We start from the raw sequence: 12629 nt of genomic DNA on the forward strand, positions 1-12629 counted from the left end.
GAGAGACGTGAGCGGCAAGGGTGCACCGGAACTGTCCGTACGCAACGTGAGCGACCTCCGGGTCGGCGTCGTCGCGGCGCAGTGGCACGACAAGGTGATGGACGGCCTGGTGAACGGCGCCCTGCGCGCCCTGCACGACCTGGGCATCGACGAGCCGACCCTGATCCGGGTCCCCGGCAGCTTCGAGCTGCCGGTCGCCGCCAAGGCGCTCGCGGGCCGGGGCTACGACGCGGTGGTCGCCCTCGGCGTCGTCATCCGCGGCGGCACCCCCCACTTCGACTACGTGTGCCAGGGCGTCACCCAGGGCCTCACCCAGGTCTCCGTCGACACCGGCGTCCCCGTCGGCTTCGGCGTGCTCACCTGCGACACCGAGGAGCAGGCCCTGGACCGGGCGGGCATCGAGGGCTCCACCGAGGACAAGGGGCACGAGGCGGTGACCGCGGCGGTGGCGACGGCGGCCACGCTCCGCTCGGTATCCGAACCCTGGCACTGAGGAGCGGACCGGACCGCGTAGGGTGGGCAGCACCATGTCCAAGAAGACGTTCGAGGAGCTCTTCACCGAGCTCCAGCACAAGGCCGCCCAAGGCGATCCCGCCACCTCCCGTACCGCGGAACTGGTGGGCAAGGGCGTCCATGCCATCGGCAAGAAGGTCGTCGAGGAGGCCGCCGAGGTCTGGATGGCCGCCGAGTACGAGGGCAAGGAAGCGGCAGCCGAGGAGATCTCGCAGCTGCTGTACCACGTCCAGGTGATGATGGTCGCCCGCGGGATCTCCCTGGACGACGTCTACGCCCACCTGTAAGCCGTACCCCGCACCCACCCCGTAGAGAACGAGCAAAGGAAGCCGACCTCATGCTGCGCATCGCCGTCCCCAACAAGGGTTCACTGTCCGGCCCTGCGGCGGAGATGCTGCATGAGGCCGGCTACCAGCAGCGCCGTGAGTCCAAAGAGCTGCGTATCGTCGACCCGGAGAACGAGGTCGAGTTCTTCTACCTCCGCCCCCGCGACATCGCGATCTACGTCTCCTCCGGCCGCCTCGACATCGGGATCACCGGCCGCGACCTGCTGATCGACTCCGGCGCCGACGCCGAGGAGATCCTGCCGCTCGGCTTCGCCCGGTCCACCTTCCGCTTCGCCGCCAAGCCCGGCACCGCGAACGGCATCGAGGACCTCAAGGGCAGGACGGTCGCCACCTCCTACGAGGGCATCGTCCAGAAGCACCTCGCGGACAGCGGCGTCGACGCCTCCGTCGTCCACCTGGACGGCGCCGTCGAGACCGCCATCGAGCTGGGCGTCGCCGAGGTCATCGCCGACGTCGTGGAGACCGGCACCAGCCTGCGCAACGCGGGCCTGGAGGTCTTCGGCGAGCCGATCATGAAGTCCGAGGCGATCGTCGTCCGCCGCACCGGCGCCGACGCCGAGGAGCCCAAGGTCCAGCAGTTCCTGCGCCGCCTCCAGGGCGTCCTGGTCGCCCGGACGTACGTGATGATGGACTACGACTGCCGGGTCGAGCAGCTGGAGAAGGCCGTCGCGCTCACCCCCGGCCTGGAGTCCCCGACCGTCTCCCCGCTGCACAACGAGGGCTGGGTCGCCGTCCGTGCCATGGTCCCCGCCAAGGAGGCGCAGCGGATCATGGACGACCTGTACGCCATCGGCGCCCGCGCCATCCTGACCACGGCCATCCACGCCTGCCGCCTGTAGAGGGACACGCCGACCGATGTCCGAGCTGCCCACCCTGCCCGTCACCTTCCGTCCCGGCCACACCCGGGCGATCCTGCTCACCGCCGGTGTCGTGATCTTCGTGGTGATAACAGCGGTCGCGCTGCTGCTGGAGAACGTGGGCCCCGGCTCACGGCTCAGCTTCATCCTCACCGGGGCGCTCAGCTTCTGGGTGCTCGCCCGGCTGGCCCGGGTGAAGGTGATCGCCGACGCGTCCGGCGTCACCGTCGTCAACATCGCCGGCCGACGGCACCTGGCCTGGGCGGAGATCCTCCGGGTGAACCTGCGGCCGGGCGATCCCTGGGTGTTCCTCGACCTCAGCGACGGCACCAGTCTGCCCGCGCTCGGCATCCAGCCGGGCATCGCCAAACAGCGCGCGATCGCCGACGCCCACACCCTCCGGGCGCTCGCCGAGGCCCACTCGGACCCCTCCGCCCTGCCGCACCAGCCCAGATCTTGATTAATCTGGTGGGCGGAGGCCGATTCGCTGCGCCTCCGCCCCTGCGTGCCGCCCGGCGCACAGGGGTTCCTGCTACCCGAGGAGTGACTCCCTCCAGCGATGGACGGATCGTCCTGTAGTACCCGCGCCACCCCTGCCCGACATAGCGGGAAGGCGGTGGCCGCGTGACCACCCCCCTGCTGCTGCTCGCAGCGGCCCTCTTGCTCATCCTCGCCAACGGCTTCTTCGTCGCGGCCGAGTTCGGCCTCGTGACGGTCGAGCGCCCGGACGCCGAGAAGGCCGCCGCCGACGGTGACGCACGCGCCCGTACGGTCGTGGAGTCGCTGAAGGAACTGTCCTTCCAGCTCTCCGGCACCCAGCTCGGCATCACCATCACCTCCCTGGTCGTCGGCATGCTCGCCGAACCGGCCCTGGCCGAGCTGCTGCGCGGGCCGTTCGCCGCGCTCGGCGTCCCCGACGGCGCCGCGTCCGGCATCGCCGTGGTCGTCGGCATGCTGCTGGCCTCCGCCATCCAGATGGTGGTCGGCGAACTCGTGCCCAAGAACTGGGCGGTGTCCCGGCCGTTGCAGGTCGCGCGCTTCGTCGCCGGCCCCCAGCACCGCTTCGCCCTCCTGTTCCACCCGGTCATCTCCGCCCTCAACACGGTCGCCAACCGGCTGGTCCGCGCCCTCGGCGTGGAACCCGCCGACGAGCTGGCCTCCGCCCGCACCCCCGGCGAGCTGGTCTCGCTGGCCCGGCACTCGGCGCAGGCCGGAGCCCTGGAGCAGGACACGGCCGACCTGTTCGTCCGCACCCTGTCCCTGGGCGAGCTGACCGCGCAGCACGTCATGACCCCGCGGGTGAAGGTGAGCGCGTTGCAGAACTCGGCCACCGCCGAGGACGTCGTCAACCTCACCCGGGCCACCGGCCTGTCCCGTTTCCCGGTCTACCGGGAGAAGATCGACGAGATCGTCGGCATGGCCCACCTCAAGGACGCGCTGGCCGTCCCGGTCCACGACCGGCTGCGCACCCCGGTGGGCCGCATCGCCCGCAAGGCGCTGCTGGTCCCCGAGAGCCTGCCCGTGCAGCCCCTGCTGGCCCGGTTGCGCAGCGAGCAGCCCATCGCGGTCGTCGTGGACGAGTACGGCGGCACGGCCGGCGTGGTCACCCTGGAGGACATCGTCGAGGAACTGGTCGGCGAGGTCCGCGACGAGCACGACGCCAAGGACACGCCCGAGCTGGCCCCCGCCCCGCCCGAGGACGGCAGACCCGCCTGGGACGCCGACGGCAGCTGCCGCGTCGACGTCCTCCGGCGCATAGGCCTTGACGTGCCCGAGGGGCCGTACGAGACCGTCGCCGGCCTGGTCGCCGATCTGCTCGGCCGCATCCCGGCCCCGGGTGACCGGGCCGAGCTGCCCGGCTGGCGGCTCTCGGTCCGCCAGGTCGGCCACTACCGCGCCGAACGGGTCCGCCTGGTCAGGACGGCCCCGGTGGCGAACGTGACGGAGGCCGCCCGGTGAGCGTCCTGCAACTGCTCTTCGCCGCGCTGCTGGTGCTCGTCAACGGTTTCTTCGTCGCCGCCGAGTTCGCCTTCGTCTCCGTCCGCCGCAGTCAGATCGAACCACTCGGCACGGCCCGGGCCCGCCAGGTGCTGTACGGCCTCGAACGCCTGCCGCAGATGATGGCCGCCGCCCAGTTCGGCGTCACCGTCTGCTCCCTGACGCTCGGCGCGGTGGCCGAGCCGACGGTGGCGCGTCTGCTGGAGCCGCTGTTCGAGTGGATCCACCTCCCGCACGGCCTGGTCCACCCGCTCGGCTATGTCCTCGCCCTGGCCGCGGTGGTCTTCTTCCACCTGGTCATCGGTGAGATGGTGCCGAAGAACCTCGCCATGGCGGCGCCGGAGAAGGCGGCGCTCCGGCTCGGCCCCGGCCTGGTGTACTTCGCCCGCCTGTGCAAGCCGATCACCGTGGCCCTCGGCGCCTGCGCCCAGGGCATCCTGCGGTTGTTCCGGGTCGAGCCGAAGGACGAGGTGGAGGCGGTCGTCACCACCGAGCAGCTCAACCGCCTGCTGGAGGACTCCGGCCAGGCGGGCCTCCTCGCCCCCGAGGAGCAGGAGCGGCTGGAGGACGCCCTGGAACTGGGCTCCCGCCCGGTGACGGACGTACTGCTGCGCCGGGAGTCCCTGGTCACGGTGGACCCGTCGGTCACGCCGGGCGAGATCGTGGAGCTGACGGCCCGCACGGGCTACTCCCGCTTCCCGGTCGCGGCGACCGAGAAGGGGCCCTTCATGGGGTACGTGCACGTGAAGGACGTCCTCGACCTGGAGGACTCCGACCGGGCCGTCCCGCAGCAGGTGTGGCGGCCCATGGCCACGCTCCGCTCCGAGCTGCCGCTCGACGACGCCCTCACGGTGATGCGCCGGGCGGCCACGCACCTGGCCCAGGTGGCCGACGCCACCGGCAGGGTGCTCGGCCTGGTCGCCCTGGAGGACGTGCTGGAGACACTGGTGGGAGAGGTCCGGGACCCGGCCCACCGGGACATGCCGGAACCGAGGGTGAGCGGGGAGCCCGAGGAGGCCATGGCGTAGCCGCGGGCGGTCGTGCCGCCGGGGCGGGGCGGGCCACCCGCCCGGCCCCGGCGCCGGTGCTCAGTAGGACGAGGGGTCCTGCGGCCCCCGCCCCGACAGCACCTCGCCGTACGCCTGCATCAGGTCGGGCAGCCGCAGGGTCGCCAGATCCGGCCGGGACAGCGCACCGGCGTACGTCGACAGCCGCAGGTCCCGGTACGCGCAGCTCTTCTCGTACAGCGTCCGCAGGAACCGTCCGTTCCCCAGCTCGTCGATCCACCCCTGGTCGACCACGTGCCCGGCGATCGAGCGCAGCTCCTCCAGCGCCTCGTCGTCCCACAGGTCCCCGTTCTCCGCCGCGAGCACCTTGCCGATCTCGGTGAGTTCCGGCGGCCGGTAGGAGGGGAAGTCCACGCGGGTGGTGAAGCGGGACGACAGGCCGGGGTTGGCGGCGAGCAGGCGGTCCATGCCCTCGGGATAGCCGGCCAGGATCACCACCAGGTGGTCGCGGTTGTCCTCGGCCCGCTTCAGCAGCACCTGGAGCGCCTCGTCGCCGTACGCGTCCCCCTTGCCGTACCCGGAGTTGGACAGCGAGTACGCCTCGTCCACGAACAGCACCCCGCCGATGGCGGAGTCGATCAGCTCGTTGGCCTTCACCGCCGTCTGCCCGAGGTACTCGCCGACCAGGTCGGCGCGCTGGGCCTCCACCAGGTGGTCGCCGCCGAGCAGACCGAGGGCGTAGAACACCCGGCCCAGGATGCGCGCGACCGTGGTCTTGCCCGTGCCGGACGGACCGGAGAAGACGAAGTGCCGCTTGGGCGGCTGCACCGGCAGCCCCTGCCCGGCCCGCAGCCGCGCCATGTTCAGCTGTGCGGACAACGCCTTCACCTGGCGCTTCACCGGTTCGAGCCCGACCATGCGCTCCAGCTCGGCGAGCGCCTCCTCCAGTAACGCGGGGTCGGTCGGGCCGGCCGGGACCGGCGCGGCGGACGCCCCGGACATCCCCGCCCTGGCCCGTACCGAGGGATCGGCCGCCGACGGCGGCGGCCCGGCCGGCAGGTCGGGTTCGGGCAGCCGCAGATCGCGCCCCTCGGTGCCGAACAGCGGATCGAATCCGTCCGGTCCGTCCACCGCGTCCATCCCCGCGCCGGTCAGGGTGATGGCGGCGAGGTCGGCCGCGTCGTCGTACCCGTCGCCCTCGGCGATCGCGGCGAGCCGGGCCGCGGTGTCCATGAAGGCCGGGTCGACCCGGTGCACCGCCCGGTAGAGGGGGAGCGCGGCGGCCGACCGCCCCGTGCCCTCGTGTGCCCGGGCCAGCCAGTACCGCAGCTCCTTGCGCTGCGGCTGCTCGCTGCGGCAGCGCATCAGCGCCGCCGACAGCAGGGGCTCGGCCTGGCCGTACATCTCCAGCCGGACCCGGGCCATACCGCCGAACAGACCGGCCTCGATGCCGAGCATGGGATCGTCCAGCAGCGGTTCGGTGTGCCGGACCAGTTGCTCCCAGTCCTTCACCAGATAGGCGCGGCAGGCGTGCAGGAAGCGGACCTGCGCGTCGGCGTCGACCGGGGGCAGCCCGGCCAGGGCGCGGTCCAGCTCGGGCACGTGCCGGCCGTCCAGCCAGTGGGAGGCGTGCGCCAGCAACAGATCACGCGGGCCCTCCAGCACCGGCTGCACCCACCAGCCCAGCCAGTACCAGGAGTTGAGGGCGCGGCGGTGCCGGGTGCGCTGTTCGCCGAAGCGGTCGTGGTGGCGGAACATCCGCAGCAGCGCGGTGGTCGTGTCGACCCGGAGCGCGTGCAGCCCGAGCCAGGCGTCCGCCATGCCCGGGTCCATCCGCACCGCGGTGCGGAACTCCTCCTCCGCCTGCGGGTAGGCGCCCATCGTGTAGGCGTCCACCCCCCGCAGCCAGGCGAGGTCGGCCGGGGCCTCGGGGCCCTGCGTGCCGAAGTCCATCACGTCCCCCCACAGACCGTGCCCCCGTGGTTTGCCACCGGGCAGTCGCCCGGCGGCCGCCGCGATCGAACCGCTGTGCAGCGGACCGGAGTTGCCGGTGCGCGAGGCAGCCGCTCGAAGGTCGCACCGAGGGCATCGTACCCGCGGCACCCACGCGTGCCGAAGGGCGCGGCACGGGGCGTTCGACGAGGTGGGAGCAGACGGGGCGCACTGCATTCGGTGACCGAGCGTGAGAGGACCGGTGCGCGGAGCGCCCGGGAGGCACCTCCCGGAGGCAGAACGAAGCCCCCGGTCACGGGGGAACAACCGGGGGCTTCGTGTCGGTGGGCGGCTCCCAAAGCCGCACATTGAGAACGTAAGTCCTGTACGGCCCCCCGGTCAAGCACGGTCGGGGCGGCCGAAGGGCTCGTTCCGCACGGCCCTTCATGACTTCACCACAGCCGGGACGGCCCGTCACCCAGTGTCACGATCTGCCCGGTTCCAGGGGCCGCGCCCGGTCCCGGCAGTACCTCGTACCCCTCCGCCCGCTGGAACACCAGAAGATCGGCATGGGGGCGCGAGGGGTCGGCGGCGAAGTGCGCGCGCTCCGCCGCGACCCAGCCGTCCCAGAACTCCCGCTGCCCCGCCCCGTCCCGCAGCCGGCCGCGGGCCCAGGACTCCTCGTGCGGCAGCTCCATCCACAACAGTCCGGCCAGATGGGGCCGCAGCGCCCGGCGCCCGGCACCGACACCCTCGATCAGCACCACCGGCGCCGCCGGCAGCGGGCGCGGGGCGCCGAAGGCGCGGGCCCGCCAGTCGTACGGCGTGACGTACCCGCTCTCGCCGCGCGCCAGAGGCTGGACCACCTGGGCCAGGAGCCGGTCGGTCCAGCCGAAGAGGTGCTCATGGCTGGCGATGTCGTCGAGGTGGACCACCGGGGCCCCGCCCAGCGCCCGCGCCAGCCGCCCGGCGAAGGTGGACTTCCCGGATCCGGCGTGCCCGTCCACCCCGATCAGCCGGACCGGCCCCAGGGACGGGGGGAGTCCGCGCAGCCGGGCGGCGAGGTCGTGAATGGTGATTCCCGGGGTGTGAGGGCCGCGTGAGGCGAGGGGGAGTGGGGGGCGGTGGGGGAGGTTTTCCGCGAAACAGTCTAGTGGCGGGCCCGGCGGGCGTCCGGCGGAAGTCCGCCGGAGTGGTCGGACCGGGAACGTCTCCTTGCGAATCATCGGCCGGCGGCCGGCCGGAGTTCCCGGGTGAACAGTCCGAATCCCCTGACCGATATGTCGAATTCGGCGTTCCGGGTGTGCCCCACGCTGAGTAAGGTGCCTCCTGCGCAACGTGATGCGCCGCACGGGAACCGGCGGGGGGACTGGCAGGAGACATGGTCGCGGAGTTATTCGAGGGGCACTACGTATGGCATCCGGCGGCCGACGACCGGGTCCTGGCGAGCGTATGCGTCGACGTGCGCGCCGGGCGTTATCGGTACGCGCACGAGGCCCTCGCCGAGACCCGCGCCGACTTCCCCCTGCGCGCCCACCGCTCGCTGGTGCTCGCCTCCGAGGCGGCCGGCACCGACCTGGTGGAACGCTGGCTCGACGAGGAGCCGACGCCCGAGGCCGCGCTGATGTGGGCGCGGGTCGCGGTGCAGCGCGCCCTGCGGGCCGCCGACGCGCGCGACGACCGCGCCGGGGCGCTGGAGCGGATAGCGCTGACCGCCTGCGACCGGGCCGCCTCGGCGGCCCCCGCCGACCCCACCCCCTGGGTCGCCCGGCTCGCCATGGCCCGGCTGCACCGGCTGCGCGACCCCGCCCCGAAGGGCCTGCTCACCGCACCGCCCGGCCCCTGGCGGCTGTTCGCCCACATCCTGTCCCTGGACCCCTGGCACCGCGAGGCCCACCACCGCTTCCTGTCCTGCTTCTTCACGCGCCACGGCGGCTCCGTCACCGCGGCCTGGGACGTGGCCGCCTTCCTCAGCCAGCGGGCGCCCGCCGACTCCGCCCTGCGGCTGCTGCCCCTGGTGGCCCTCGTGGAGAGCTACAACCCCACCCAGCTGCTCGCCGACCGGGTCTGGGAGCAGCCCCAGTGGCGCTCCACCGCGCTGGCGATCTACCAGAACTGGCTGCCGGTGGCGACCGGTTACCGCTTCACGCCGGTGCTCGACCTGGCCTACCTCGCGCACGCGCTGGTGATGGCCCAGTGCGCGTTCGAGGCCCGGGCGGTGTTCACGGCGATGGGTCCCTACGCCTCGCGCATGCCCTGGAGTGCCTTCGGCGACCCCGCCGAGCAACTCTCCCGGGCCCGCCGTGCCTGCGGCCTGCCCGTGCCGGGGCCGGGCTGACCCCGCCAGCTCCCTGGCCCGGCGCTGGTCCCCCGTCCCCCTGCTCGTCCCCCGTCCCATCGAGAGAAAGGCCGATCCGTGTCGGAACGGATGTCGACTTCCCGGGTGCGCCCCCGGGCCGCGGACACCGTCGTGCTCGACGACGACGCCACGCTGCACGCGATGGGTTATCCGCGTAAACTCACCCGGCGTTTCAAGGCGTTCGACAATTTCGCGATCTCTTTTACCATCATCAATATTCTCTCGGGTATCTTCTCGTCCTTCGGGTTCGGTATGAACGCGGGCGGCCCGCGCATCCTCGTGTTCGGCTGGATCGGCGTCTCGGTGATGGTGCTGCTCATCGGCGCGGCCATGGGCGAGGTGGCGTCCGCCTATCCCACGAGCGGCGCGCTGTACTTCTCCGCGGGCAAACTCGCCAAGCGGCACAAGGGTGCCTGGTCGTGGTTCACGGGCTGGCTGAACTTCGTGGGCCAGATCGGCGGCACCGCCGCCACCGGATACGCCGCCGCCACCTTCATCCAGGTGTTCGTGCAGCTTCAGTGGCCTTCCTACCAGCCCACCGCGCACCAGACGGTGCTGATCACGGCGCTGATCATCGTCCTCCAAGGATTCGCCAACACCTACACCGTCCAGCTCGTCGCCGTACTGAACCGTATTTCCGTGTGGTGGCTGCTCATCGGTCTCGTGGTGATCGTGGGAGCGCTCGTCGTGATGCCCGACCAGCATCAGCCGGCTTCCTTCGTCACACATTTCGCGAACAACACCGGTTTCACCAACGGCCTTTACGGCGGCATGCTCGGACTGCTCGTCACCAGCTGGACGTTCACCGGGTTCGACGGCAGCTTCCACATGTCGGAGGAGACCGTCGGCGCGACGGTCAGCGCCCCGAAGGGCATCACCCGCGCCATCGGCTGTTCGGCGATCGCGGGTCTGATCCTGATGCTGGCACTGGTCTACAGCATCGGCGACTACGCGAAGGTGGCCGGCGCGGCCGCACCGCCCGTGCAGATCCTCATCGACGGCCTCGGCGTGCGCACCGCCAAGGTGATGCTCCTCATCGTGATCGGCGCGATGCTCTTCTGCGGTCTCGCCAACCTCACCAGCAACACCCGGCAGATCTTCGCCTTCTCCCGGGACGGCGCCATGCCCGGCTCCCGCTGGTGGCACTCGGTCTCGTCGCGCACCCGGACGCCGGTGAAGGCGGTCTGGTTCGCGGTCGCCTGCTCGCTGGCGCTGGTGGTTCCGGGCTGGTGGTCGCACACGGCGTTCACCGCGATCGTCAGCGTCAACGTGGTCGGACTCTTCCTCGCCTACGCGGTGCCGATCTTCCTGCGGCTGCGGCTCGGTGACGCGTTCCAGCCCGGGCCCTGGCACCTGGGCCGCTGGGGGCGCCCGGTCGGCTGGCTCGCGGTCATCTGGATCCTGCTCAGCAGCGTCCTGTTCATGCTGCCGCAGGCTTCGCCGATCGACGTCGACTCCTTCAACTACGCGCCGATCGCGCTCGCCGTCGTCCTGCTGGTGGCCACGGTGTGGTGGTTCGCCACCGCCCGCCGCCGCTTCCAGGGCCCGGTCAGCTACGGCCGCCCCGACGAGGTCGCCGCGATGGACCTGGTCTGACGAGGAGTCACAGGAGACGTCCGGGCGAGGCGCGCGGGGGAGCCGGACAGACGCTTCCCCGCGCACCTTCCGGGCGCGGCGCCTGCCGGGGCACCGTCCCGCCGCGCCCCCAGGCGTGCCGGAGCGGGCTGTGCCCCCCGTTCCGCCCTTCCAGTGGCGCAGACCAATATTCGTGTCGCGGCATGCGCCGAAGTGCTGGCAGCCACATCCGGCCTGCTCCATAGTTGGCGCACCGGACCAGCCCGACTCGGACACCCTGGGGGTCGTCGCGCCCATGAGCAGAGCCCAGCAGCCGTCCCGCAGAACCGTCCTGGCGGTGGCCGTCGCCACGGCGGTGACCGGTGCCACGGCACCCGCCGCGGCCGCCGCCCCCCGTCCCGCCGCCGACACCGAGGACCCCGGCCGGGCCCAGGACCGCCCGGTCGATTACCACGCCTGGACCACGTACCGAGGCTGGCGCTCCGGGACGGCCCAGGGCACCCGGGCCGTCCCCGGCCGCCGTCCCGGTGTGGTGATCGGCGCCCCGGCCGGCCGTACCGACTACACCGACCCGCACACCGGCACCACCGCCACCTGGGAGTACGCCACCTGGACCTCCCCGGAGCACCGCCTCACCGTGCCCGCGACCGAGGTCGTCGCCTCCTGGAACGCGCACACCCCGGACGGCACCTGGATCCAGGTCGAACTGGGCGGCACGTACTCCGACGGCACCGACACGCCCTGGTACGTGATGGGCCGCTGGGCGGCCGGCGACCAGGACATCAAGCGGACCTCGGTGGACGGCCAGACCGACGGCAGGAGCACCGTCTGGACCGACACCTTCGCCATCGACGACGCCGGCACCGGGCTGCGCCTGGCGTCGTACCGGCTGCGCCTCACCCTCCACCGCCGGCCCGGCACAGACCGCACGCCGACCGTCTGGCGGCTGGGCGCCATGGGCTCCGACGTCCCGGACCGCTTCACCGTCCCGGCCTCCGCCCCTGGCCTCGCCCGGGAACTCGCCGTACCGCGCTACTCGCAGGAGATCCACAAGGGCCAGTACCCGGAGTACGACAACGGCGGCGAGGCCTGGTGCAGCCCGACCTCCTCGCAGATGGTCGTGGAGTACTGGGGCGGCCGGCTCACCCCCGGGCAACTGTCCTGGGTCGACCCGGCCTACGCCGACCCGCAGGTCGACCACGCGGCCCGGTTCACCTACGACCACCAGTACCAGGGCTGCGGCAACTGGCCCTTCAACGCCGCCTACGCGGCCACCTTCGACGGCCTCCAGGGCGTGGTCACCCGGCTCGCCTCCCTCACCGACCTGGAGACGCTGGTCGCCGCCGGCATCCCGGCCATAACGTCCCAGTCGTTCCTGAAGGAGGAGCTGACCGGCGCCGGGTACGGCACGTCCGGGCACCTGATGACGGTGATCGGGTTCACGGCGGCCGGCGACGTGATCGCCAACGACCCGGCCTCGCCGGGCGACGAGGCGGTACGACGGGTCTATGCGCGCCGGCAGTTCGAGAACATCTGGCTGAGGACCAAGCGGTACAACGCCTCGGGCAAGGTGGCCTCGGGCACCGGCGGGGTCTGCTACCTCTACTTCCCGGCCCACCCGGCCCCGCGCCAGCGGGCGGCGCTCGCCGCGGTGGGCGTGTGCTGACCCGCTCCGGGGCGTGTGACCAAGCTCTCCGCCCCGAACGCCGTCGCGGGTGGCAAGGTGGACGGATGGATGGGGGGATTCGACCGTGTACGTCCGACCCCTGCGAGTGACCCCATGACCGCACACACCGCCACCGCCACCCGCGTCCGCACCGGTGGTCCCCAGGAAGACGGCCCGAAGATCGTCGAGCACGTCATGGGCTGGATACTCGTCGCGGTCGTCGCGATGCTCGTCACCCGGCTCGGCCTGCTCTGAGCCGCTCCCGCGGCGGCCCCTCGGAGTGCGGCGTGTTCCGGCATGGCGCGGACGCCCCGCCGTGGACGCTCGGCGGGGCCCCGCGCGCCGTCGAGGAGCCGGGCCCCGCCCACCCGGCCC

General features: G+C 72.3%; 12 protein-coding genes. 10 read left to right on the forward strand and 2 right to left on the reverse strand.

Annotation, left to right across the window (positions count from 1 at the left end):
* The first annotated feature begins 7 nt into the window (after window positions 1-7).
* The 6 genes from ribH to IF37_RS0107490 all read left to right on the forward strand — a co-directional run bounded on the left by ribH (window position 8) and on the right by IF37_RS0107490 (window position 4743).
* Complete coding sequence (gene ribH / locus IF37_RS0107465) at window positions 8-493, forward strand: 6,7-dimethyl-8-ribityllumazine synthase (RefSeq protein WP_030738095.1); 486 nt, start codon at window positions 8-10, stop codon at window positions 491-493.
* A 34-nt stretch (window positions 494-527) separates the two neighbouring features.
* Window positions 528-800 carry a phosphoribosyl-ATP diphosphatase gene (locus IF37_RS0107470; protein ID WP_019983911.1) on the forward strand — a complete coding sequence of 91 codons (273 nt, stop codon included), beginning with the start codon at window positions 528-530 and terminating at the stop codon, window positions 798-800.
* Between the two features lie 50 nt (window positions 801-850).
* Window positions 851-1699 carry an ATP phosphoribosyltransferase gene (gene hisG, locus IF37_RS0107475; protein WP_030738101.1) on the forward strand — a complete coding sequence of 283 codons (849 nt, stop codon included), beginning with the start codon at window positions 851-853 and terminating at the stop codon, window positions 1697-1699.
* 16 nt (window positions 1700-1715) lie between these two features.
* A complete protein-coding gene (locus IF37_RS0107480) occupies window positions 1716-2177 on the forward strand; it encodes a PH domain-containing protein (protein ID WP_030738103.1) in 462 nt (153 codons plus the stop codon).
* A 164-nt stretch (window positions 2178-2341) separates the two neighbouring features.
* The gene (locus tag IF37_RS0107485; RefSeq protein ID WP_030738105.1) at window positions 2342-3676 is read left to right on the forward strand and encodes a hemolysin family protein; all 1335 of its coding nucleotides are present in this window, start codon (window positions 2342-2344) and stop codon (window positions 3674-3676) included.
* Window positions 3673-4743 (forward strand): hemolysin family protein, encoded by a 1071-nt coding sequence (locus IF37_RS0107490; RefSeq protein WP_030738107.1) that lies wholly within the window; start codon window positions 3673-3675, stop codon window positions 4741-4743. The genes IF37_RS0107485 and IF37_RS0107490 overlap by 4 nt, the downstream gene beginning before the upstream one ends.
* A gap of 60 nt (window positions 4744-4803) precedes the next feature.
* On the opposite strand, the gene IF37_RS0107495 is transcribed toward IF37_RS0107490, so the two are convergent.
* Window positions 4804-6675 carry an AAA family ATPase gene (locus IF37_RS0107495; protein WP_030738109.1) on the reverse strand — a complete coding sequence of 624 codons (1872 nt, stop codon included), beginning with the start codon at window positions 6673-6675 and terminating at the stop codon, window positions 4804-4806.
* A gap of 431 nt (window positions 6676-7106) precedes the next feature.
* Window positions 7107-7727 carry a uridine kinase gene (locus tag IF37_RS39115; protein WP_030738111.1) on the reverse strand — a complete coding sequence of 207 codons (621 nt, stop codon included), beginning with the start codon at window positions 7725-7727 and terminating at the stop codon, window positions 7107-7109.
* 308 nt (window positions 7728-8035) lie between these two features.
* Between IF37_RS39115 and IF37_RS0107505 the strand changes: the two genes are divergently transcribed.
* The 4 genes from IF37_RS0107505 to IF37_RS43425 all read left to right on the forward strand — a co-directional run bounded on the left by IF37_RS0107505 (window position 8036) and on the right by IF37_RS43425 (window position 12509).
* Window positions 8036-8992, forward strand: coding sequence for a hypothetical protein (locus IF37_RS0107505; RefSeq protein WP_030738114.1), 957 nt, complete (start codon window positions 8036-8038; stop codon window positions 8990-8992).
* 90 nt (window positions 8993-9082) lie between these two features.
* Window positions 9083-10609: an amino acid permease gene (locus IF37_RS0107510; protein WP_253915675.1), complete on the forward strand. Its 1527-nt coding sequence runs from the start codon at window positions 9083-9085 to the stop codon at window positions 10607-10609.
* A 274-nt stretch (window positions 10610-10883) separates the two neighbouring features.
* Window positions 10884-12254 (forward strand): peptidase C39 family protein, encoded by a 1371-nt coding sequence (locus tag IF37_RS0107515; protein WP_030738120.1) that lies wholly within the window; start codon window positions 10884-10886, stop codon window positions 12252-12254.
* Between the two features lie 114 nt (window positions 12255-12368).
* Window positions 12369-12509: an SCO1431 family membrane protein gene (locus IF37_RS43425; RefSeq protein ID WP_106981728.1), complete on the forward strand. Its 141-nt coding sequence runs from the start codon at window positions 12369-12371 to the stop codon at window positions 12507-12509.
* Window positions 12510-12629 lie beyond the last annotated feature (120 nt).

This window comes from Streptomyces sp. NRRL S-31, assembly GCF_000718775.1.
GTDB lineage: Bacteria > Actinomycetota > Actinomycetes > Streptomycetales > Streptomycetaceae > Streptomyces.